This is a genomic window from Emticicia sp. W12TSBA100-4 (genome assembly GCF_040253585.1).
Lineage (GTDB): Bacteria > Bacteroidota > Bacteroidia > Cytophagales > Spirosomataceae > Emticicia.
In genome coordinates this window covers 19,700-43,632 of record NZ_JBELAU010000010.1, presented here as the reverse complement: position 1 = coordinate 43,632, position 23,933 = coordinate 19,700, and the positions used below count along the sequence as shown (strand labels likewise).

The 23,933-nt window shown below is 37.5% G+C and carries 23 protein-coding genes and 1 tRNA gene; 13 read left to right on the top strand and 11 right to left on the bottom strand.

Annotation, left to right across the window (positions count from 1 at the left end; genetic code table 11):
* Positions 1-26 precede the first annotated feature (26 nt).
* The 6 genes from nuoK to ABR854_RS15505 all read left to right on the top strand — a co-directional run bounded on the left by nuoK (position 27) and on the right by ABR854_RS15505 (position 6,304).
* Entirely contained in the window at positions 27-356 is a 330-nt protein-coding gene (gene nuoK / locus ABR854_RS15530) for an NADH-quinone oxidoreductase subunit NuoK (RefSeq protein WP_015028326.1), read from the top strand.
* An 81-nt stretch (positions 357-437) separates the two neighbouring features.
* Positions 438-2,384 (top strand): NADH-quinone oxidoreductase subunit L, encoded by a 1,947-nt coding sequence (nuoL, locus tag ABR854_RS15525; RefSeq protein ID WP_350266331.1) that lies wholly within the window; start codon positions 438-440, stop codon positions 2,382-2,384.
* Positions 2,385-2,458: 74 nt separating this feature from the next.
* A complete protein-coding gene (locus ABR854_RS15520) occupies positions 2,459-3,904 on the top strand; it encodes a complex I subunit 4 family protein (protein ID WP_350266330.1) in 1,446 nt (481 codons plus the stop codon).
* Between the two features lie 111 nt (positions 3,905-4,015).
* A complete protein-coding gene (locus ABR854_RS15515; RefSeq protein WP_350266329.1) occupies positions 4,016-5,410 on the top strand; it encodes an NADH-quinone oxidoreductase subunit N in 1,395 nt (464 codons plus the stop codon).
* Positions 5,411-5,475: 65 nt separating this feature from the next.
* Positions 5,476-5,973, top strand: coding sequence for a GtrA family protein (locus tag ABR854_RS15510; protein ID WP_350266328.1), 498 nt, complete (start codon positions 5,476-5,478; stop codon positions 5,971-5,973).
* A 151-nt stretch (positions 5,974-6,124) separates the two neighbouring features.
* Positions 6,125-6,304, top strand: coding sequence for a hypothetical protein (locus tag ABR854_RS15505; RefSeq protein WP_350266327.1), 180 nt, complete (start codon positions 6,125-6,127; stop codon positions 6,302-6,304).
* A 71-nt stretch (positions 6,305-6,375) separates the two neighbouring features.
* Here the strand turns inward: ABR854_RS15505 and ABR854_RS15500 are convergent, their stop codons facing one another.
* Complete coding sequence (locus tag ABR854_RS15500) at positions 6,376-7,200, bottom strand: aminotransferase class IV (RefSeq protein WP_350266326.1); 825 nt, start codon at positions 7,198-7,200, stop codon at positions 6,376-6,378.
* A gap of 50 nt (positions 7,201-7,250) precedes the next feature.
* On the bottom strand, positions 7,251-8,903 hold the full coding sequence (locus ABR854_RS15495; protein WP_350266325.1) for a M28 family peptidase: 1,653 nt from the start codon (positions 8,901-8,903) through the stop codon (positions 7,251-7,253).
* A gap of 106 nt (positions 8,904-9,009) precedes the next feature.
* Between ABR854_RS15495 and ABR854_RS15490 the strand changes: the two genes are divergently transcribed.
* Entirely contained in the window at positions 9,010-9,513 is a 504-nt protein-coding gene (locus ABR854_RS15490; protein WP_350266324.1) for a hypothetical protein, read from the top strand.
* 37 nt (positions 9,514-9,550) lie between these two features.
* On the opposite strand, the gene ABR854_RS15485 is transcribed toward ABR854_RS15490, so the two are convergent.
* From ABR854_RS15485 to ettA, 3 genes are all read right to left on the bottom strand, one after another.
* Complete coding sequence (locus tag ABR854_RS15485; RefSeq protein WP_350266323.1) at positions 9,551-9,964, bottom strand: PIN domain-containing protein; 414 nt, start codon at positions 9,962-9,964, stop codon at positions 9,551-9,553.
* Positions 9,957-10,172 carry a hypothetical protein gene (locus ABR854_RS15480; RefSeq protein WP_350266322.1) on the bottom strand — a complete coding sequence of 72 codons (216 nt, stop codon included), beginning with the start codon at positions 10,170-10,172 and terminating at the stop codon, positions 9,957-9,959. The genes ABR854_RS15485 and ABR854_RS15480 overlap by 8 nt, the downstream gene beginning before the upstream one ends.
* Positions 10,173-10,310: 138 nt before the next feature.
* Positions 10,311-11,975: an energy-dependent translational throttle protein EttA gene (ettA, locus tag ABR854_RS15475; RefSeq protein WP_350266321.1), complete on the bottom strand. Its 1,665-nt coding sequence runs from the start codon at positions 11,973-11,975 to the stop codon at positions 10,311-10,313.
* A 213-nt stretch (positions 11,976-12,188) separates the two neighbouring features.
* On the opposite strand from ettA, the gene ABR854_RS15470 reads away from it, so the two are divergent.
* From ABR854_RS15470 to ABR854_RS15460, 3 genes are all read left to right on the top strand, one after another.
* Positions 12,189-13,460, top strand: coding sequence for a DUF349 domain-containing protein (locus ABR854_RS15470; protein WP_350266320.1), 1,272 nt, complete (start codon positions 12,189-12,191; stop codon positions 13,458-13,460).
* 76 nt (positions 13,461-13,536) lie between these two features.
* A tRNA-Gln gene (locus tag ABR854_RS15465) sits at positions 13,537-13,607 on the top strand.
* Positions 13,608-13,759: 152 nt separating this feature from the next.
* Entirely contained in the window at positions 13,760-15,526 is a 1,767-nt protein-coding gene (locus tag ABR854_RS15460; protein WP_350266319.1) for an ABC transporter ATP-binding protein, read from the top strand.
* Between the two features lie 106 nt (positions 15,527-15,632).
* Here the strand turns inward: ABR854_RS15460 and ABR854_RS15455 are convergent, their stop codons facing one another.
* The 6 genes from ABR854_RS15455 to ABR854_RS15430 all read right to left on the bottom strand — a co-directional run bounded on the left by ABR854_RS15455 (position 15,633) and on the right by ABR854_RS15430 (position 19,134).
* Positions 15,633-16,199, bottom strand: coding sequence for a precorrin-2 dehydrogenase/sirohydrochlorin ferrochelatase family protein (locus ABR854_RS15455; protein WP_350266318.1), 567 nt, complete (start codon positions 16,197-16,199; stop codon positions 15,633-15,635).
* A gap of 2 nt (positions 16,200-16,201) precedes the next feature.
* Positions 16,202-16,693 carry a free L-methionine (R)-S-oxide reductase MsrC gene (msrC, locus tag ABR854_RS15450; protein ID WP_350266317.1) on the bottom strand — a complete coding sequence of 164 codons (492 nt, stop codon included), beginning with the start codon at positions 16,691-16,693 and terminating at the stop codon, positions 16,202-16,204.
* A gap of 38 nt (positions 16,694-16,731) precedes the next feature.
* Positions 16,732-17,232, bottom strand: a complete 501-nt coding sequence (locus tag ABR854_RS15445; protein WP_350266316.1) for a hypothetical protein — start codon at positions 17,230-17,232, stop codon at positions 16,732-16,734.
* A gap of 142 nt (positions 17,233-17,374) precedes the next feature.
* On the bottom strand, positions 17,375-17,842 hold the full coding sequence (locus ABR854_RS15440; protein WP_350266315.1) for a toll/interleukin-1 receptor domain-containing protein: 468 nt from the start codon (positions 17,840-17,842) through the stop codon (positions 17,375-17,377).
* Entirely contained in the window at positions 17,839-18,327 is a 489-nt protein-coding gene (locus ABR854_RS15435) for a restriction endonuclease (protein WP_350266314.1), read from the bottom strand. Before ABR854_RS15435 ends, ABR854_RS15440 begins: the two co-directional genes overlap by 4 nt.
* A 12-nt stretch (positions 18,328-18,339) precedes the next feature.
* A complete protein-coding gene (locus ABR854_RS15430) occupies positions 18,340-19,134 on the bottom strand; it encodes a (Fe-S)-binding protein (RefSeq protein WP_350266313.1) in 795 nt (264 codons plus the stop codon).
* Positions 19,135-19,399: 265 nt separating this feature from the next.
* Here ABR854_RS15430 and priA point away from each other — a divergent pair, with 265 nt between their 5' ends.
* From priA to ABR854_RS15415, 3 genes are all read left to right on the top strand, one after another.
* A complete protein-coding gene (gene priA, locus ABR854_RS15425; RefSeq protein ID WP_350266312.1) occupies positions 19,400-21,889 on the top strand; it encodes a replication restart helicase PriA in 2,490 nt (829 codons plus the stop codon).
* Positions 21,890-21,974: 85 nt separating this feature from the next.
* Positions 21,975-23,171: an AAA family ATPase gene (locus ABR854_RS15420; RefSeq protein WP_350266311.1), complete on the top strand. Its 1,197-nt coding sequence runs from the start codon at positions 21,975-21,977 to the stop codon at positions 23,169-23,171.
* The gene (locus tag ABR854_RS15415) at positions 23,168-23,734 is read left to right on the top strand and encodes a DUF4276 family protein (protein ID WP_350266310.1); all 567 of its coding nucleotides are present in this window, start codon (positions 23,168-23,170) and stop codon (positions 23,732-23,734) included. Before ABR854_RS15420 ends, ABR854_RS15415 begins: the two co-directional genes overlap by 4 nt.
* The last annotated feature ends 199 nt before the right edge of the window (positions 23,735-23,933 follow it).

Here is a 23,933-nt window from a genome sequence, read left to right as displayed (position 1 = left end):
TAATTAAACTGTTAATTGATAAAGAAATGCAAAGCCAAATACCTGACATTTTTCAGATACCCCTAATAAATTATGTATTATTAGCCAGTATCTTGTTTATCATTGGCATCGTGGGTGTTCTTATTCGCCGAAATGCCATTATTATCTTCATGTCTGTCGAGTTAATGCTCAATGCCGTAAACCTACTTTTGGTTGCATTTTCATCGTATCGTTCAGACCCAGCGGGACAAGTCTTTGTATTCTTCATTATGGCCGTAGCCGCTGCCGAAGTAGCCGTCGGACTCGCCATTATCGTAATGATTTACCGCAATATTCGCTCAATCGACGTGAGTCTTTTAGATAAATTAAAGTGGTAAGATTCAATGAAATGAAAAACGCAACTCTTCGTTTTTCATACTTCATTAATCATTATTCTTTGAAAATATAATTTGTAAGATATGTTATTAATAAAACTTATACCTTTATTTCCACTCATCGGTTTTTTAATCAATGGGCTTGGTTTCCGCAAAGTATCTAAAGGTCTGGCAGGTTGGATTGGCACAGGAGCGGCTCTTCTTTCGTTTGTTGGAGCTTTTTCAGCTTATCAAGCATTTATTGCAGGTGGCCAACAACCAATCATCGTTAGTATTTTTGATTGGATTACAGTCGGAACGCTCAATATCAACTTCTCATTTCAAATTGACCAACTTTCTATCTTGATGCTCTTCGTTGTGACGGGTGTGGGTACGCTCATTCACGTATATTCGATGGGCTACATGCACGATGACGAAGGTTTTGGCAAATTCTTCGCTTTCTTAAATCTATTCTTATTCTCGATGTTGTTGCTCGTTATGGGTTCAAACTACATTGTGATGTTTATCGGTTGGGAAGGTGTAGGTCTTTGTTCTTATTTATTGATTGGTTTCTGGAACAAAAACTTTGAATACGGCAATGCCGCTCGCAAAGCATTCATCATGAACCGTGTCGGTGACTTAGGCTTTTTGATTGGTATTTTCTTGATTATCAACCAATTTGGCACAGTAGAATACCTTCAAGTTTTCGACAAAGCAAAGGGTTTCTCGGTTGGCGATGCTACAATCGTAGCCATTACAGCTTTCTTGTTTATCGGAGCAATGGGTAAATCAGCTCAGATTCCACTTTATACTTGGTTACCAGATGCGATGGCGGGTCCAACACCAGTTTCGGCCTTGATTCACGCCGCTACGATGGTAACATCTGGTCTTTACATGATTGTTCGCTCAAATATTCTCTATACACTTGCACCTGGCACACTCGAAGTAGTAGCGTGGGTTGGTGTGGCAACGGCTCTTTTTGCGGCAACCATTGGTATTTTCCAAAACGATATTAAAAAAGTATTGGCTTACTCAACCGTGAGTCAGTTGGGTTATATGTTTATGGCAATGGGCGTTTCGGCTTATACGTCGGGTTTCTTCCATGTCGTAACTCACGCCTTCTTCAAAGCATTGTTATTCTTGGGTGCTGGTAGTGTTATTCACGCCATGAGTGGCGAGCAAGATATTCGTCGCATGGGTGGACTTGGCGGTAAAATCAAAATTACAGCCATTACTTTCCTTATCGGTACGATTGCCATCTCTGGTATTCCTCCATTTGCAGGTTTTTTCTCGAAAGATGAAATCTTAGCACACGTTTACGAACACAATAAAATCATGTGGGTGTTGGCAGTAGCTGGATCAATGATGACGGCTTTCTATATGTTCCGTTTGTATTTCTTGACTTTCACAGGAAGTTTCAGAGGTACACATGAGCAAGAGCATCACCTACACGAATCACCATTTAGCATGACATTGCCTTTAATGGTACTTGCAGTGTTATCAATCGTTGGTGGTTTTATCGGAATGCCTGAAATTTTTCACTTCCCTCACGCACTTGCTGAGTTTATGAGCCCATTATATGAAGGCTCGAAAGCTGTAAATCCTGAGTTTGGCGGTACACCAATCGACCATTCAACCGAATGGATGTTGATGGGAATTTCGGTTGCAGCCGCAGTTGTTTCTATCGTTTTTGCTTATTCTAAATTTGGTGGAAGCAAAAATGTTCCTGCCGAAGATTCAGAAATTACAGGCTTACAAAAAACTATTTATAACAAATATTATATTGATGAAGCTTACTGGGGAATTTTCGTAAACCCAGTGAAACGTTTATCAAATGTATTTGCTAATATAATCGAGCCAAAAGGATTCGATGGTGCAGTAAATGGCGTTGGTGGTTTTGTAAATACATTTAGCGGCGTTGCTCGAAAACTACAAGCAGGTGGAACAGGATTCTATTTATTTGCGATGGTTATCGGTATTGCCATAATCTTGGGAATGAATCTCGGATACCAAGTTTTGGAAACTATCTTGGCTTTTGTTGGAAAAAAATAAAACTTAGGTCAAATCCTGACCTATTGATATTCATAAAAATTACGGTTAAGTAATAATAATAAAATTAATTTCGAATGTTGGCACTAACACTCATACTTATACCCCTCATTGGTAGTCTTGTACTACTCTTATTGAAAGGAAGTAGCGTAGGTTCATCAAAAAATACAGCCCTTGTAGTATCATTGGCTACACTTGCTGTTGCTATTTATGCTTTTACGACCTTCAGTACTCAAACAACTATCGGAGTAAAATACAGTTGGATGAAAGACCTAAACATCAATTTTCACGTTTCGATTGATGGTATCAGTCTTTTATTGATATTGCTTACAGCATTCTTAGTACCGCTTATTATTGTTTCAACATTTAAGCATACATACAAAAATCACGCTTCTTTTTACGCACTTATCCTCTTGGCCGAAACAGCCTTAATGGGTGTATTTATGGCTCGTGATATTTTCTTGTTCTATTTCTTCTATGAAGCAGCATTGATTCCTGTTTATTTCATTGCAGCTGTTTGGGGAGGAAAAGACGCACCACGTATCACTTTCAAGATGTTTGTTTATACTATCTTCGGAAGTTTGTTTATGTTGGTTGCCCTTGTTTATTTATATATGAAAGGAGCAAGTGCTGAAATTGACCAATTGGCTACAACCGCTAAGTTGCTTTCACCAAACGCTCAAAATCTTTTATTCTGGGCATTTTTCATTGCATTTGCTATCAAAATGCCTGTGCTTCCATTCCATACTTGGCAGCCAGATGCTTATTCAGAATCTCCAACACCAGCAACGATGTTGCTTTCGGGTTTACTTTCTAAAATGGGGGTTTATGGTCTGATTCGTATCATGCTTCCTTTAGCTCCTGTGGGTGTAGCCAACTGGGGACAATTCGGAATGGTTCTTTCAATCATTGGTTTAATCTACGGTTCAATCATTGCTATTCAGCAAAACAATATCAAACGCCTGATTGCTTATTCATCTTTTGCTCACATGGGCTTAATGGCAGCGGGTGTTTTATCGGGTAATATTAACGGTATTCAAGGAGCATTACTTCAAATGGTTGCTCATGGTGTAAATGCAGTTGGTTTATTCTTTATCGTGAAAATCATCTACGACCGCACTGGAACTCGTGATTTGACGGCTTTGGGTGGAATTACACAAAAAACACCTGCTTTGAGTATTTACTTCATGATTATTATGTTGGGAAGTGTTGCTCTACCACTTACAAATGGTTTCGTTGGAGAGTTTTTATTACTCAAAGGAGTTTATGATAAAAATGCCTGGTTAGGTGGTTTTGCTGGTCTTACAATCATTTTGGGTGCAGTTTACATGCTTCGCTTGATGCAACGCTCAATGTTTGGCGAAAGCAATGACGTGACAGCGAAATTTAAAGATGTAAGTGGCAGCGAAGTGGCAGTTTTATTGCCAATCGCAGCAGTAGTTTTGATTATGGGTCTTTTCCCTAATGTTTTCTTAAAAATCACCGAACCCGCTGTGAATAGCATTTTACAGATGATGAAGTAATTCGGTCGATAGTTTTTCAATGCTCCAAAAACATTGAATTTTATCAAAAAATAGAAATATTATAAAACTCAATTCCTCCCCTCAAGGGGCTGGGGGTTTATCAAATAAAATATGTATCCAATACTCGTACTCTCTGTTACTGGACTTGTTACCTTGTTTTTAGGTTTCCTAAAATCAAAGAAAATACTTTTACCAGCTTCTTTGCTTTTTGTGGCGATTGCCTTTCTCTCAAACTTTATTGATTGGAATGCCCCAGGATTGTATTTCTACGATATGCTCGAAGCCAGTAATCTTTCTATCATATTTAGTTCAATCATTTTGCTTTCGGCATTTTTGGTGATGGCATTATCGAAAGGATTCCTTGATGACGAACATTCTCAACCAGCCGAATATTTTGCAATTTTGCAGTTTTCGTTGGTAGGAGCAATCATGATGACAAACTTCCAAAATCTTATTATGTTGTTTGTGGGTGTTGAAATCCTTTCTGTATCAATGTATATTCTTACAGGTAGCGATAAACGCAATCTAAGAGGAAATGAAGCCGCTTTGAAGTATTTCTTGATGGGTTCGTTTGCTACGGGTATCATGCTTTTTGGTATGGCCATGCTTTACGGTGCTAATTATTCTTTTAATATTTCTGATGCTCGCATTTTATTATTACAACCAGTCACCGATGTTCGTCCAGTATTTTTATACGTTGGGGTTACATTTTTGTTGATTGGCTTATTATTTAAAGTTTCGGCAGCACCTTTCCACTTCTGGACACCAGACGTATATGAAGGAGCTCCAACGATATTTACAACGTTCATGTCAACAGTTGTAAAAACTGCTGGTTTTGCGGCAATTTATCGCATTCTTGAAGTATCATTCTCACCAATGTATAGTTTCTGGTGGGTAATGGTCGTGACGATGGCTATACTTAGCTTATTCATCAGTAACATTACCGCAGTTTCTCAGAATAGCTTTAAACGTATGTTGGCGTTTTCAAGTATATCACACGCAGGATATATGTTGCTCGCAGTTGTAGGTTTAAACAATAAATCAGGTGATTCTATCGTATTCTATTCATTAGCTTATGCTTTAGCAACGATTAGTGCTTTTGGTGTATTAATGATTGTATCGAAAGACCGCTTGGTTGATGGCCGTCCAAACGAAAATATTGCGGTTTTGAATGGTTTATCAAAAAAGAGTCCTTTCTTAGCGGCTGTTTTGGCAATCTCAATGTTGTCGTTGTCTGGTATTCCACTAACGGCTGGTTTTTGGGGTAAGTTTTATGTATTTGCAGATGCAGCCTCACGTGGACATATTTGGGTGCTTGTACTTGCTATTATGATGTCAGCGGTTGGTATTTATTATTACTTCAAGCCGATTATTGCAGCGTATATGAAAGAGGGCGAAGGAGATAATATTCGATTGAGTGCTTTTTATAAAATAATTCTTGGGTTTACAACCCTTGGCTCAATTTTACTCGGCTTGTTTCCTGACTTGGTACGTGAATTGCTCTGATTTGCGAAACCGTAAATCACTAACCTATAGAGCATATTTTAAACCTTACTGGACTATATCAATTTGTGAAATTACTGAATAAAATAAAAAATAAAGAACTAAGGTCATTTATCACATTCTTTCTTACCGCTGTTTTAGGAGCAGGGACAAACTTTTTTACCCGAATATTATACAAACCACTATTCTTGAGTTTTGGCTTTGCTGATAAACCAGCATTTCAATGGAGTGTTTTTGCAGGATATATGACTGCTACAATAATCACTTTTATACCACAGAAAGTCTTTGCATTCTCTGCAAAAGAGTCTGGAAATACTAAGCGAGAATCTGTGAAATTTTTTATTATTGCTACTTTAGCATTGGGAATACAATTAGGATTATCTTCTTTAACCCTTGATTATATTGCTAATGTATATTTCACTAATTTCTCATTGACTCTTCGAGAAACTTTTTCGCATATTGTAGGTATGGGGTTCAGTTTTCTGGCCAACTTTTACGGACATAAGTTCCTAACTTTCAGAAGCACAGGTGTTTACGATAAAATCAAAGCCCGTTCTGCTCGCTGAAATTGTACAAAAACAAGAAAAGCTATTTTCTTAAAAAGAATTTAAGGAAATTTTAAATATTTTTTAAGAAAACCCTTGCATCTTATCTTAAAATTGTCTTAAATTTGCAATGCGTTTAAAATCAAACCTTAAAACACCGCAAACAAAGACAATGAAAAAAGTAATCGCAATCTTATTCGTAGCATGTGTAGCTTCTTTAGCTGCTTGTACTTCTAAAACTGAAACTGCTGCTGACTCAACTGTAGCTGCTGTTGATTCAACTGCAACTGCTGTTGTTGATACAACTGCTTCAACTGATACTACAGCTGCTGCTGATACAACTAAGAAATAATTTTTCTTGAGTTATATAAAAAAACCTTGTTCATCAGAACAAGGTTTTTTTATTGCCTATCAATCAACAACTTACCAATTTCTTACTTTATCATTAATTAAATCTAATAAGAATTTGGTTGCTTTACCAACTTTTCCATCGGCAATCATCTTATTGTCTATTTGAGTAATTGGCAATACTTTTTTGGTTGAACTGGTCGTAAAGACTTCATCGGCTTCCAATAATTCCTTCAATTCCACATTTCTTTCTTCAATTTTAAAATGGTCTTTGGCTAAATCTAAAACCACTTTTCGAGTAATTCCTCGTAAAATCTTTCTATTTGGCGTAATTAGAACATTATTTTTTACAAGAAAAACATTACTTCTACTCAGCTCACTTATATAGCCTCTTTTATGAAAAAGTACATCTGATGCACCCACTTCTTTAATATCAGCTTGTAGAATCATTAAATGTTTGTAATCAGTACTCTTCAAATCAGGGTAGTCACGTACATATTCATGCGAGATAACTTTGATGCCTGTTTCGTACTCTTGCGGCTTTACAGGGTGAATATCTTCGCTAATGATAAGTAAATTGGGTTTCGACACCTTCATGCTATCTTCTGAGTAGCCACCCGTCAATACAAAACGAATGCCGCAATCTGCTAAGCCACATTGCTCAATTAAACTTAAAACAACCTTATAAGCATCTTCTTTTAGAATCGGATTTGGCAAACGCATCAACTTTGCCGAACGCTCAAAACGCTCCCAGTACAAATCCCATTGAAATGGACGACCATTATACGTGCGAAAGTAGTCGAACAGACCATAACCTCTTAAAAGTCCTAAATCTGAAATATGAATATTAGTTGTTTCGACTGGACTAACAACTCCGTTTAAGTAACAATGATGGGCCATAATTTATTGATAATGGAAAATTAAAAATTGTTTGCCAAACTTAGCCATTCTTAGTTCTTTACTTCAAAAAAATCGCCCTTATTCCAAGTTGGTTTTTCGGGAGTTTGAGCAATTAAATAACTTACCAAAAAGTTTACCCGAGCATACGTTTTACCTGCTGCCCACACAAAACCATTCGTGATTTCGTCGGATGGCTTATGGTAGTGAGCTTCACGCCATTTCTTTACCTTCTCGGCCAGATTTAAGCTTGGATTACTAAATCTATAGCCATATTTAATGTGAAGAGCAGGAATACCCGCTTTGACGAAATTATACTGGTCGCTACGTACAAAACGCCCTTCGCTTGGGTCTGGGTCTGGTTCAACTTCTAACTTTACCATACTGGCCGCCGTTTCTACTACTTTTTGTAAGCTACTGTGTTCTGCACCTAATGGAGCAACAGACTCTAAAGGAGCGAGCAACGTAGGCATATCAGTATTTATATCGGCCACGATTCGGCTTTTCTTTACTGTTGGGTATGCTGCAAAATAACCAGAACCAAGCAGTCCCATTTCTTCAGCTGTAACCAATAAGAAAAGCAACGAACGCTTAGGCTTATCAGCAGTTGGTAAAGTAGCATACGAACGAGCAATTTCTAAAGCACAGGCCACACCCGAAGCGTTATCGTGAGCTCCATTATAAATTGAGTCGCCATTGATTGGTCGGCCAACGCCTAAATGGTCAAGGTGAGCCGAATGAATTACGTATTCTTTCTTTAGTTTTCTATCAGTTCCTTCGAGTTTTGCTACCACATTATAACTTTCAATATCTTGATAAGTGCTTTCATAGTGACCAGAAATTTTGCTTTTAAGGCTTTTACTTACATATTTACCTTTTTCGAGTTGTTGCCAAGTACTATCAAGCATATTGTTTTCGGCACGCATCAAATCTTGTAGAGCCGCCACCGAAATTCCACCAGCAACTTTGATTTTTCCGCCTAAAACGCTTGCCGAACTTGTACGTTTACCCTTAGCAGTTACCGAAGCCGAAATACCATTTGAAACCATGCTATTGGCAGCAGCTTTAAACTGCACAACACTGGTAGTATAATTACAAACCAATACTCCTATTGCACCGTTTTGAGCAGCAAAGGCTTGAATAGTAGCAGGATACCCCAAATGTAACTTTACGTTAGCAGGTAAGTTTTCGGGAATCCGACGCAGCACAACTACAATTTTACCTTTTACATCAAGACCTTTGTAGTCTTCAATATTTATTTGCGGAGCATCAAATCCTGACCCAACAAAAACCAAAGGGGCATTAAAATCGACACTTTTTAGTTCAGGGTGTGGATAAATCGACAAATCATTACCGAGTGATAATTCTTTCTTTTCTCCATTGGGAAGAATGAGCGTAAATTTAGCTGTTTCTTTTACTAATTTAGCTTTACGAAGCTTTACTTTTTGAGTGTAAGTCCCTTTTTCGCCTGCTGGTTTCAAGCCCATTTCTTTGTATTGATTAATCGCATAATCAACGGCCATTTGGTAGCCTTCTTTGCCAGGTAAACGGCCTTTAAGTTTATCGTCTGAAAGATACGCTACGTGAGCCTTAATTCTATTGGTATCAATGTTATCGAGGTGTTTTAAGACTTGTTCAGAAATACTATTCTGAGCAAATGCTGAAAGACTTAGAAAAGAGAAAATAGTTAGGAATGTTTTCTTCATAAAGTGTAATTTCTGTTTTTTTATCAAAAGTAAAGTTTCTTGCTTAAAGCTACGCAACCACATTGTCATTTTTTGCATCTACTTATCAAACAAAATTATAAAAACTATGAAAAAGCTTCTTTTAACACTCAGTCTGATTGGCTGTTCGACATTTATTTTTGCCCAATCTACCCTAAAATCTAATACCGATTGGCTCACAACCCACTTAAACAAACTCGTTATTAATGACGATGACAAACAATTGAACGTAAACGGAAATAAATCTAAGCCTGTTTTTTCGTTTGCAGGAAACAAAATGTTGATGGACATTAGTGCCAAAGACAAAGATTTTTCGATGGGTTTTAATATCAGTTGGTCTTTAAAAGACGTACGAAAAGTAAGTTACAAAAAAGAAAAAAATGGTAATTATGAATTGGTATTGGATGTACCCGCCGACCGTGTAAAAGTAGATTTAGGCTTCGGAAAAGATAATAATATCGGTGGCTCATTTAATGTAAAAGATGATGATAAAGATAACCATACATCATTTACGCTCGCAACAAAAGATGAAAATGTGGTGAAAGAAATAACTCAGCACTTTGAAAGTGCAATTAGAGAAGCGAGGAAGTAATAAAATAACTGAGGCATACCTAAAAGATATGCCTCAGTTAAAACTCAAAGAATTTGGTAAATCCTAATGCAGTTAAGCCGTTTATTATTGGCGTATCAAATGTCCAAAGTTCGCAATCAAGTTCGATAGTTAGTGCCACGAAGGGGACATCTTTTTCATCAATTTCTTTGCACAATCGGTATGCTTCGAGGTAACTACCAATCGAAACAAAATCTTCATTAATGAAAGTAATCCGATTTAAAAGGAGATTGAGATATTCATAGAATTCATCTTCTAACTGTTGATTATTTTTCAAAATTTTTTCTTTATGCTTGAAAACTTCAACAATCAAAAATTTAGGTACATAAAAGGTAATTTCTTCTTGGTTCAGAATCTCTCTGATAAAAGAATATTTCAAACGAAGTGCCTTAAACACAACATTCGTATCAATAACTACAACCTTACTACTCATTGATAAATCGGTGTTTGTTTTTTTTCCACCAATCTGATTTAATTTGCTCACCTAACTCTTCAATTTCTTCATCAAAATCGAATTGTTGAGCCAACTCTTCTACTCGTAGTTTTTCAACTAATTTAATCAGCCAAGTTTTATCTAAGGCTTTTTTATCAATTGAAATAACGTATTTATCAGAATTTGTATCTAAATGAATTGAAGTCATTTTTTGAAAGATTTTATTCAAAGTTAATGATAAAACTTTAAAATAAAAGAAAGCAAATCTTTACTTATCACAATGTAAACAAGAATAGCATACCGTACAAACAATTGCGAGGTATGCCATTCCTAACTTTACCAAAAATTACTGCAATTTTCTATACTTAATACGCTTAGGCGTCACATCAGTTCCCAAACGTTTTTTGCGGTTTTCTTCGTATTCTGAGAAGTTCCCTTCAAACCAATATACTTGAGAGTCTCCTTCAAAAGCCAAAATATGCGTAGCAATTCTATCTAAGAACCAACGGTCGTGGGAAATAACTACCGCACAACCCGCAAAGTTTTCGAGACCTTCTTCTAAGGCACGGAGTGTGTTTACGTCCAAATCATTGGTAGGCTCATCTAAAAGCAATAAGTTACCGCCTTCTTTGAGCATCATAGCCAAATGCACACGGTTACGCTCACCGCCCGAAAGTGTACCAACTTTTTTCTCTTGGTCAGAACCTTGGAAATTGAAACGGCTCACATATCCACGGGCGTTGACTTGCTTATTTCCGAGCATTACCCAATCATTTCCCCCCGAAATCAATTCATAAACTGATTTATTAGGGTCGAGTTGATTATGCTCTTGGTCAACGTATGAAAGTTTTACGGTTTCACCTACTTCAAACGTACCTGCTAATGGCTGAAGTTGGCCTGTAATCAATTTGAATAAAGTTGTTTTACCCGCACCATTTGGCCCGATTATTCCAACGATACCATTTTGTGGTAAACTAAAATTAAGGTCTTCGTACAATAATTTATCGCCAAAGCCCATTTTCACGCCCGATGCTTCAATTACTTTATTACCCAAACGTGGCCCTGGTGGAATGAAAAGTTCGAGTTTATCTTCTCTTTCTTTCACGTCTTCGCTCACCATGCGGTCGTATGCTGCCAAACGAGCCTTAGATTTTGCCTGACGTGCCTTCGGAGCCATTTTCACCCACTCCAATTCTCGTTGTAAAGTTTTCTGACGTTTCGACTCTGACTTCTCTTCTTTTTCTAAGCGATTTTGTTTTTGCTCCAACCACGAAGAGTAATTTCCTTTCCACGGAATCCCCTCGCCTCTGTCTAATTCCAAAATCCAGCCCGCCACATTATCTAAGAAATAACGGTCGTGGGTAACGGCAATGACCGTTCCTTTGTATTGACGGAGGTGTTCTTCCAACCAAAGCACCGACTCGGCATCGAGGTGGTTAGTAGGCTCATCGAGTAATAATACATCGGGTTGTTTCAAAAGCAAACGGCAAAGTGCCACTCGACGTTTTTCTCCCCCCGAAAGGTTCTCAACCAAGGCATCTTCTGGCGGACAACGCAAAGCGTCCATTGCACGCTCCAAACGAGTATCTAATTCCCACGCATCAAAGTTGTCGAGTTTCTCTTGTACTTCACCTTGGCGAGCCAAAAGTTTATCAAAATCAGCATCGGGGTCGCCGAATGCTTCATTAATTTCGTCGAATTCTTTCAATAAATCTACGATTTCCTGCACACCTTCCTCCACAATCTGACGAACCGTTTTTGTTGGGTCAAGCTTTGGCTCTTGCTCAAGCATACCAACGGTATAACCTGGCGAGAAAACCACATCACCATTGATGTTTTTGTCGATGCCTGCAATCACTCGGAGAAGCGTAGATTTACCTGAGCCATTCAAACCCAAAACCCCAATTTTGGCTCCGTAGAAGAACGAAAGGTAAATATTTTTTAAGATTTGACGATTGGGTGGAATGATTTTACTCACTCGCTCCATCGAAAAGATAATTTGTTCGCTCATGGTTGAATAAATCTGTAATTAGGTCTGAAAACAAAAATTAATGTTAATTTTTTAATAATTTCACATCAAAATCTATTAAATCAGGTATTTTTTACTACATTTAATAAATTTTTACGCAAATATCGCTAAAGCTGTTTGTATTATACAAAAAAACTGCGAATTTTACCCAAACAAACCACCATCCCTGACTCACAAGCCATGTGATTTATTATTATGAACGGCGTAACATTAGAAAACGAATATGCTTACATAAAAGACGGTAAGGTATTCTTGAAAGGGTATTTAGATATGCCCGACCGACAAATCGGAGAAGTTAAACGCACAGAAGAAGAGGCTTTCCAGTATTTCATTAACCGTTACCAAATTGCGGTAAATAAGGTTACTCAATTGGAATCTGAGATTACCGAGGCCCAAAATAAGGGTTCTTTCTTGACAAAACTCACACAACTCCGCAAACGCTTGCTGAATTTCGACGGCATCGGCGACTTTATTCCATTGCTCAAAACACTCGATGAGCAAGAGGAATTTCTGCGTAGTCTAATTGTGGGCAATCAAGCCAATAACTTGGCTATCAAAGAAGCTCTTATTGAAGAAGCTAAGGTAGCTAAAGAAGAGGTTGATTGGAATATAGTTGCGGAGCAACTCCAAGACATTAAAACTCGCTGGATAAGAACTGGTCCAGTTGATAAGCCTTATCAGGAATCAATCGAACAAACTTTCAAAGAAGTTTTAGATGATTTCTATCAACGTAGAAAGGCTTTCTATGAGGAACAAAATCGTATCATTGGCGAGCGTATGGAAAAATATGCCGAGCTTGTTCGTGGTGCCGAGATGTTATTCAGAATGGGTAACTGGGAGCTTTCATTCGCCGAATTAAAACGCCTACAATCAGAATGGCGTAATGTGGGCGATGTACCACCGAAAAGATTGAAATATGAGTTCCGTAGATTCAAGAAACTCACTACATTATATTACGAAAAATATTGTGCTGCGAAAGGGATCCAAATCAAAGTACGTGTTGACCCTCGTGTAGAAGCTCAACAAAAAATGATGGAAGAAGCCGAAAGCTTGGCAGAATCGAAAGATATTTTTGCAGCAACCGAGCGTGCGAAAGTGATGCTCAACGACTGGAAAAACATCAAAGTACCTTCGCACTTGGCAGTACGCAACGTTGCAGAGCGTTTCAGAGCAGCTTGTGATAAGATTTTTGAATTGAGCTACTTGATGAAAGTGGTTACTCGAAAATTGCCTAATTACAACTACTTGAGCGAAAAACAACAAATCTTGACGAAGTTCCGGGAAATGGAAAATATCGTGATTCGTGCAAGAGGCGAATTGAAGATTTTGATTGAAAGCAACGAGGGCGTTTCGCAAGGGCCAGATTTAGATAAAATCACGCAATCTAATATCCAAACTCAAAAGCGTAAGCTCTTAATGAAGGAAGTGATTTTGGAAGAATTACGCCGTGCTGCACAAGCTCAATAAAAAAAATAAAAATATTTTTGGTTTGAGACTTGCGTTATAAAATCAAAAATATTAATTTTGCATCATAATTCAGGACTGACCTATGGTGTAATGGTAACACTACGGTTTTTGGTACCGTCTTTCTAGGTTCGAATCCTGGTAGGTCAACAACCTTAAAAGGTAAAATTTGATTCATTCAGATTTTACCTTTTTTAATTTTATAGCTTTCCCTTTGAATCTTCTTGCGGAATTATTTACCGATAGGCTTTGTTAAAGTTTAGTACAAACCAGAACTTTTCGTCTTTCTTTACTTCTATCTTATGAAATTACTATTACAATACTTAGGCCGCTACCGTTGGCAGGTAGTGCTGGCTTTAGTTTTAGCAGCCATTAATCAAACCTTTTCATTGCTCGACCCGCTCATTTTCGGAAAAATCGTAGATGAGTATGCAGGAAAAGCAAAAACTTTCACGCAATCAGACTATACCGTTGGAGTTTTGCTGATGCTCGGTGCCGTTGTGGGTGTGGCGATGGTCAGTAGAATTGCCAAAACGCTTCAAGACTATGTAATGAATATGGTGATTCAGAAATTTGGAGCATCTATCTTTACTGATGGCTTGAAACATACGCTCAAACTACCCTACCAACAATTTGAAGACCAACGTAGTGGCGAAACGCTTTCGGTTTTGCAGAAAGTACGCACTGACACTGAGAAATTTATCACACTTTTTGTGAATGTTGGTTTTACGTCGTTGATTGGTATTATTGTGCTAAATGTGTATATCTTCCATTTCGGCATTAGCCCGTGGTTGTTTTTTGTGTATTTAGGTGGAGCAGCAGCATTAGCAGCTTTGACGAGAGTTTTGAGCCGAAAAATCAAGAAGATTCAGCAGACAATTACAAAAGAAACGACGGCACTGGCAGGAACAACCACCGAATCGCTCCGAAACATCGAGTTAATAAAAAGTTTAGGGTTAACCGACCAAGAAATCAAACGTTTAAATCTCAACACTTTCAAGATTCTGCAACTCGAACTCAAGAAAGTTCGTAGTATTCGTAGTATTGGTTTTATTCAGGGGACTTTCGTAAACTTCTTGCGTCAGGCAATTTTATTCCTCTTATTATTATTGATTTTCAAAGACCAAATGACTGTTGGTCAATTACTTACGCTACAATTTTGTTCATTTTTTGTATTTGGACCAATGCAAGAAATGGGCAATGTAATTATTGCTTACCGTGAGGCCGAAGCCTCGCTCAATAATTTTGAGAAATTACTCAATAATCCAATTGAAGTAACACCAGAGTTTCCGACTAAACTCGGAATGGTTGAAAACCTTCGTTTTGAAGATGTGAGTTTCAAACACCTAACTGCCGCAGGAAAAGCCTTAGAAGATGTGAGTTTTGAAGTAAAGAAAGGTCAAACCGTAGCATTTGTTGGGCCATCGGGTTCGGGAAAAACTACTTTGGTAAAACTCTTGGTTGGGCTTTATAATCCATCGGAAGGAAAAGTATTTTATAATGGACTACCCTCTGACGAAATCAATATTGAAGAATTACGCTCGCAAATTGGTTTTGTAACACAAGACACACAATTATTTTCGGGAACAATCAAAGAAAACTTATTATTTGCCCAACCTCGTGCGACCGATGAAGAAATCATGGACGCTTTGCAGAAGGCATCATGTCAGAATCTTTTGGCAAGAGCCGATAATGGCGTTGATACCGTCATCGGTGAAGGTGGAATCAAGATTTCGGGTGGAGAAAAACAGCGTTTGTCAATTGCGAGAGCGTTGTTGAGAAATCCGAAGATTTTTGTTTTTGATGAAGCTACTTCGGCCTTAGATTCATTGACCGAAGAAGAAATCACAAACACGGTAAAAGACGTAACCGCCCAAGGCGACTACATAACAGTAATGATTGCTCACCGACTAAGCACCGTAATGCACGCCGATAAAATCTTTGTTTTAGAACAAGGGAAAATCATTGAAGTGGGTAAACACGAAGAACTTTTGGTTGAAAAAGGGCTTTATTATGCTATGTGGCGTCAGCAAATTGGCGAACGCAAGAATAAATTGGTAGCTGCTTAAATGTAAAATCACTATTAAAAAATGTGCCACACCTTGTCATCACAGACAAAAGGTGTGGCATATTTTTTTAGGATAAAGCTAAGGACTATTGACCATCGACCGTGGACTACTCCTGCATAACCTTCGTAATTTCGTTCAGTTTCTGTACTTTGCTCTGAAAATCACCTTTGAGTTTATTTCTGATTGCTTGCAAATTATTCAATGTTTCTTGCAAGTTTTCGGGAATGATTTCTTCTAAAATCTCTCGGAAACGCTTCGCAAAGGTCGGTGATTTTCCGTTGGTAGAAATAGCAATTTTCAAATCTTCTTTCACCACTACCGAACTCAAATAAAAATCGCATAAATCGGGCGTATCTGCAATATTTACCAATATTCGTTTGGCTTTACAATCGTCTCGTACTTGTCGGTTTACTTCTTTGCTGTCTGTTCCTGCCGTAACGATGTCCATTCCATCAAGGTGCGAAATATCGTATTTTTCCTGAATCAACGTAAGGTTATGATGTGGCACCAATGCCTTGATTTCCTCACGAATTTCGGGAGCAACGAGCGTGACTGTCGCTTTTGGAGAATTTCTAAAAATAGCTTCGAGTTTTTCTAAACCCACATTTCCTCCACCCACGACAAGCGTATTCAATTCTTCAAGTTTCAGAAATACTGGAAATAATGTATTCATTTTTAAGCGATAAAAGTCTTCTCTAAAATTCTTACCAAAGCTTCTAAACCTTCTTTGTCAACTTCCGAAAAATCATCTAATTTATCGCTATCAACATCCAAAACCATTGAAACATTGCCATTTTTATCAAAAACTGGCACTACAATTTCAGATTTTGAGGCCGAACTACAAGCAATATGCCCAGGAAACTCTTCGACATTTGGCACAATAACGGTTTCTTTTGTGCGATAACAATGACCACAAACACCTTTATCAAAATTGATGCGAGTACAAGCAATCGGGCCCTGAAATGGCCCCAAAACTAATTGATTTTCTTTTTTGAGATAAAATCCAACCCAAAAGAATCCAAAAGCTTCTCTTAGAGCAGCAGCAAAATTAGCCAAGTTAGCCGTTTGGTCGGTTTCGCCACTCAGAAGTCCCTCTACTTGGGGAATAATACTATCGTAAACCTCTTTGCGGGAAGCATTTTCTGGAATATATAATGTTTCAGCCATATTTGTGGGGCGATGTTCCTACATCGTCCAAAGTAAGATTAAGCCACTGTATTAACAAAAAATCTTTTCAATGTCGGGGCATCAATGGCTTTCACTTGCCATTTGCTGTTTAAATCACCCAAAGTTGATAAAGTAGTGTTGTTGAAGATAATAGTTTCGGGAGAAACAAGACCGCTTTCAACGGCTTTTTTGTATTGAAAAACCGAGAAAGTTTTTATTTCGTTTCCATCAAGATATGCCTGTGAACGGTCGAAAAAATCTATGTTTAGGGCATCGCCAAGCTCTTTAAACCAACGAGTAGAGGCATCTATCGAGCAACCACTGGCGGCATTCATGTTTTGGTCGAGAGCAATAATCACAAAACGATTATGCAGCACCTTAGCCGAGGCCAACAAAGCCGCTCCATGAGCAGCCCATTGATTAACGGCTGGTTTGAGATAATTCTCAACCGTATTTATCTCATCAGCAGTCAACTGACGATTGGCTTGATATACCCAAATGCGGGCATCTTGCGGAATTTTATTGAAATCTACGTACATAATATTGTCTTTAAAAAAATATGCCACAATCAAAATTGCGGCATATATAGTTTGTAAACAATATTTTTTGAAAATAATCTCCGATAAGGTTGATTAATTTTTTATAAAAAGAAATACCTATTGATAAGCTAATCGTTCTAAATTATCTTCTACTACTTGGTGAGGACAGTAAACCAATAACAGCCAATAATGCAGCCCCTCCTAATGCCCAAGGTAGAAATTCTTCAGTTGCATTTTTTGGTAACATACGCCTATTAATTTCATCAACCGCATTTTTAGGATTTTTTCTATTAAAAACAACATAGTTTCCTTGTAGTAATCTATTATCAACTTGCATATTTTCTTCAAGCAATAATATATTTGGTGTATTATTGCTTTTTGCATAATTCCATTCTTTAATTACTCGTTCTCTATCATTGCTATTTTTAGTAATAACTCCAATAAATAGATTAGCTTCATTTATCATTCGTTGGCTCATTGGAGTCAATACAAATGAAGAAAAATCATAATTCATCGAAATAGAAAAGCCTTTTTCTCTGAGTTTTGCAGAAAGCAACGCCATTACTAATTCATCTCTATCATTTAGTGAATACGAAACAAATGCTCTCATGATAAATTCCTTTTAAAAAATTCGTAATATTTCGGAAAAAACTGTTGCCAAAGCGTATTTTCTGTACCCAAAATTAGGTTTTTTAATTGTTCACCCGACCAAATTTTATATTTATATTTAAAACTACAATTAAGTTCAAGACGTTCAAAGAAGTCCGTTAATTTTGAAGTAGGTCTTTTTTTACAAATAAGTAAGTATCCAGAAGCATTGTAAGAATGTATCAAAGAAGGAATATTAATATCCGCTATTTTGTTTGTTGAAATATCTGAGTCATGAAACTTACATTGAATAACCCATCTTCTAAGAAAAGTTTCAATATTATCATCAACAGTAAATTCAACTAAAATATCTCTCCCGCCATCTGTCCCAGTTCCAGATGCTTGTACTTTTACAGAAGTTACATCTTTTTTCATCCCTTTGAAGTAAGCAACTATTAATTCTTCAAATTGCTCACCATTTTCAATTTCATCTAATGAAAAGTGCATAAGTTATTATTTTTACATCGCTTGCTCCAGCAATTCAGCTAAATCATAGACTTTTACTTCATGCTCACGCTCTTTATTTTTTACGCCATCTGACATCATCACCATACAGAACGGACACGCCACTGCGATGGTTTTCGCTCCAGTAGCAAGTGCATCTTCAATTCGCTCAATGTTTACGTCTTTAGTGCCTTTTTCTGGCTCTTTAAACATTTGTCCACCGCCCGCACCGCAGCAAAGTCCGTTAGTTTTGCAACGCTTCATTTCTACGAGTTCGGCATCTAAATTCTCCAACAATTGGCGTGGTGCTTCATAAATATCATTCGCACGACCCAAATAACAAGAATCGTGGTACGTAATTTTTTGTCCTTTAAACGAGCCTCCTCCTTCAATTTTTACTCGTCCTTCGTTGATTAATTGCTGTAAATAGGTCGAATGGTGAATTACTTCGTAGTTTCCGCCCAATTCTGGATATTCATTTTTAAGCGTATTGAAGCAATGCGGACAAGCCGTGACGATTTTCTTCACGCCGTAGCCATTCAACACTTGAATGTTTTGTTGGGCTAACATCTGAAATGTAAATTCGTTACCCGCTCTACGTGCAGGGTCTCCCGTACAAGCCTCTTCTGTGCCGAGAACAGCAAATTTCACTCCAATTTTATTCAAAATCTTTACAAACGAAATCGTAACTTTTTTATATCGGTCATCAAACGAACCAGCACAACCCACCCAAAACAACACTTCAGGTTCTTGACCGCTTGCTGCCATTTCTGCCATCGTAGGCACTTTATATTCGATAGTATCTGCCATTTTTTTAATTAAGAATTAAGAATGTAGAATTAAGAATGATTTTTATTGTAACTCAACATTAACAAAAATAGTATGCGTGCATAACATTTGCAAGCGAGTAGCCGAAAATTATTTACACTCATTTAGTGTTATGATATTTGTAAGGTACTTTTTCCCAAGCAATGATTGAATTTAGTACCTTTGAAGCATTCTTCAGGATGTATTTAATGGACGTTTTTTACAACGTATTCATTCTACATTCTTCATTTTACATTCTTAATTCTAAATGGAAGGTCTTTTTTCTGTTGAAACAACATATTTTGCTGATGTGATTTTGCCCGTGCCGATTCCACGAATGTTTACGTATCGGGTACCGAGAAATTTTGTTGATGAGATAAAAATCGGGGCGAGGGTTATCGTTGAATTTGGCAAAAATCGGGTCGTGACGGCGGTTGTTGGACGGATTCATGAGACACCTCCTGCAAAATACCAAGCCAAATATATCCTCGAACTACTTGATACAGAGCCACTTATCACGAAGCAACAACTTTGGCTATTCGATTGGATTGCAGACTATTATATGTGTTGCGTGGGCGAAGTGATGAATGTGGCCGTGCCGTCGGGTTTGAAAGTTACGAGCCAATCAAGGATTCAACTCAACCCAGATTTTGACCATCCTGAGCTTTTGGAAGAAAACGAAATTGAGTTTTTGGAGATTCTGAAAAATCATGCTTCGTTGACTTATGATGATGCCCTGAAATTTGTGGGCGAAACCAATATCAACGCCATGATAAAGTCGTTGATTGGTAAGCACGCAATCATTATGTATGAGGAAGTTAAGGAAAAATACAAGCCTAAAATTGCCAAGAAAATTCGTCTAAAAAGGGTTTATGAGGGCAGTGAAGAAGTGGCTAATTTGATTGATTCGTTGGCCAAAAATGCCAAACAACAAACGGTTGTGTTGGAATATCTACGCCAGATTCCGATGCACCAACTCCGTGAACGCAATCACTTTGGCGTTGATAAATCGTTTTTTACGCAAGGTGAAACTTCTGATTCTTCGCTCAATAAATTGATTGAAAAAGGAATTTTGGAGCAGTTTGAAATCGTGGTTTCTCGTTTTGGCGATGATATGCCAACCGAGCCAGTTAAAATCGAATTGACCGAAGCCCAACAACAAGCCAGCAACGAGATTTTATCGAATTTTCAAGAAAAAGACATTGTTTTACTGCACGGAATTACGGGAAGTGGTAAAACCGAGATTTATATTGATTTGATTCAGCAGGTACTGGAAGGAGGCTCGCAAGTATTATTTTTATTGCCCGAAATTGCCCTTACGACCCAAATTGTGGTACGTATGAAGCGAGTTTTTGGCGATAAAATGGGCGTGTATCACTCCAAATTTTCGGACAATGAACGAGTTGAGGTTTGGAAAGGTGTGCTTGAAGGACGCTACCAGTTTGTGGTGGGCGTGCGTTCGGCGGTTTTCTTGCCAATGGATAATTTGGGCTTGGTGATTATTGACGAAGAGCACGAAAGTTCGTATAAACAATATGACCCCGCTCCACGCTATCACGCCCGTGATGTGGGCATTATGCTGGGGCTGAAACAAGGTGCGAAAATCTTGTTGGGTTCGGCCACGCCATCGCTCGAAAGTTATTATCAGGCTTCTACTGGCAAATATGGTTTGGTTACGCTCAACCAACGCTATGGCAATGCTCAATTACCTGATATTCAACTGATTGATTTAAAGGCTGAACGCAAGGCAAAAACCATGAAAAATGATTTTTCAAGCGTTTTGTGTCAGCATATTGAACATAATTTGGCTTCGGGTGAGCAGACAATCATTTTCCAAAACCGACGTGGGTATTCGCCGTATTTGAATTGCCAAGAATGTAATTGGATTGGTGAATGTGAGCAATGTGCGGTGAGTTTAACGTACCACCTCGACTCGAAAGAATTGCGTTGCCACTATTGCGGACATAAAGAAGAAATTCCGAGGGCTTGCCCCGCTTGTGGTTCGGGCAAAATCCGAACGGTAGGTTTTGGTACTGAAAAACTCGAAGATGACCTCCGAATTATGTATCCAGCGGCACGAGTGCAACGCATGGATTTGGACACGACTCGCACAAAAAATGCTTATCAGACAATTCTTGGGGAATTTGAGCAAGGAAATACTGATATTTTGGTCGGAACGCAGATGATTAGTAAAGGATTGGATTTCGACCGAGTGAGTTTGGTGGGGATTTTTGATGCCGACCGCATGATTCACTTCCCTGATTTTCGGGCGGCCGAAAGGGCATTTCAGATGCTTACGCAGGTGAGCGGGCGTGCAGGCCGACGTGAGAAAAAAGGTTTGGTGCTGATTCAGACCAATAATACGCAGCAGAGTTTGCTACACAAAGTTGTGGCGAATGATTATATGGGTTATTATCATGATGAAATCAAGGAGCGAGAAGGGTATTTTTATCCACCTTTTACTCGTGTGATTTCGATAACCGTAAAGCACGAAGAACAAGATAAAGCCGAAAAAGCTGCTCATTGGTTGGCCAATAAGTTGCTCGAAAAACTCGGTAAAGCTCGTGTGCTTGGCCCCGAAAAAGGCATGGTTGAGCGAGTAAGAAATAAGTTTTTGTTTGACATTTTGCTAAAACTCGAAAAAGATAAACTCAATATAAAAGCCGCAAAGGTTTTCTTACAAGAACAAATCGACGCCGTAATGACTCAGCGTGAGTTTAGAGGGGTTTATGTGGTGGTGGATGTGGATGCGGTGTAAAGTTTTTGAAGGATTAACTCTAAATTTTGCATTAGGTAATACTTAAAAGTATATTTGTTTTTTCTGTGTTAAATGTCGCAAATGTATGAAAATTGAAAAAATAAAAATAAAGAATTATAAAGTTTTTGAAGATACTGAAATAAGCGATTTACCAAGTATGTGTGTATTTTTAGGTGCAAATGGCTCTGGTAAGTCTACCCTTTTTGATATTTTTGGATTTTTAAGTGAAGCATTACGAAATAATGTTCGCTCTGCTATTAATAATAGAGGAGGATTCAAGGAAGTGATTTCTCGAAACAAGTCTGGGGATATTGAATTTGAGATAAAATTTAGAAATGATGCAATTGATGGGAAAAAGCAGCCTCTTATTACCTATGAGCTTAAAATAGGCTTAGAGCAGAATATGCCTATTGTGAAAAGAGAAGTTTTAAGTTATAGAAGAGGACAAATGGGCAAACCATTTAAATTTTTGAATTTTTCAAGTGGAAGGGGGTTCGCAATTATTAATGAAGAAAAATTTGAGGAGGCAAAACAAGATTTTCAAGAAGAAAGAAAAGAGTTTTTATTAGAGTCTGCTGATATTTTAGCGATTAAAGGACTTGGACAATTTCAAAGTTTTAAGGCTATCTCAGATTTCAGGAAATTATTGGAGAGTTGGTATATATCAAATTTTCAAATACCAGATGCTAAGAAGAGCCAAGATATTGGCGTAAGTGAAAGTCTTTCTTCAACAGGCGATAATCTTGCATTAGTAACAGACTACATCTATGAAAATTATCCAAAGATTTTTGATGAAATTTTAGTAAAAATGAAAAAAAGAGTACCTGGAATTGCTGATGTAAAGGCGGCAAAGACAGAAGATGGTAGAATAATTTTAAAATTTCAAGATGGAAGTTTCAAAGACCCATTTATTTCAAGATATGTATCAGATGGTACTTTAAAAATGTTTGCCTACTTGATTTTAATGAATAACCCTCATAAACATCCTTTACTTTGTATCGAGGAACCTGAAAATTATTTACATCCAGAGTTATTACAACAATTAGCAGAAGAATTTCGAGAATATTCTATTAAAGGTGGGCAAGTTTTTATTTCCACGCACTCTCCTGATTTTGTTAACGCTCTCAATTTAGAAGAGCTTTTCTGGCTAACTAAAAAGAATGGTTATACATTCATCAACAGAGCAAAAGATGATGAAACTGTGAAAAGTTTGGTAAAAGAGGGTGACCAATTGGGTTATTTATGGAATCAAAAATACTTTAAAGGAAGCGGACCACAATGAGAATAGAATTTTTATTGGAAGAACCATCTATGGAAAATGTTTTAAATGAGATTTTGCCAAAGATTTTACCAAAAGGATTTATTCTCAATTCTAATTGTTTTTTACGTCCACATCAAGGTAAAAGCGATTTAAGAAAATCTATCCCTAATAAAGTAAGAGCATTCTCTCATTCTCCTGAGGAAGTTAAGATTGTAATTTTACACGACCAAGACAGTAATGATTGCAAAGAGTTAAAAAGGCAAATTGAAGACTTATGTCTTCAAAATGGTCATTGCCCAGTTTTAATCAGAATTGTTTGTAGAGAATTAGAATCGTGGTACTTAGGTGATATGGATGCTATTCAGCAAATATATCCAAGATTTAAAGCTAATAATTATAAAAGGGTGGCTAAATTTAGAAACCCTGATATTTGTAATGCTTCGGATGAATTAAAAAAAATAATTCCAGACTTTCAAAAAGGATATGCTTCCAGAGAGATTTCAAAACATTTGAATATAGAAGAAAATCAATCTGAAAGTTTCAAACAATTTAGAGACGGAATTAGAAAGTTTTTGAATACCTAAAATAGAAATACTCTGCGAATAATAGTTCTTCGCAAAAGTGTTTTGACATCTCCTGATGTCAATTGGAAAATTGCGTTCGGGAGAACCAAACTTACCTCTTCAAAACTTGAAACGGAGCCGCCCAGTTTTCACACAGTAAAGCCCAAAGTTGAAATAAAAACACAAAACTTCGTATAAACGCCATTTTACAAAATTATAT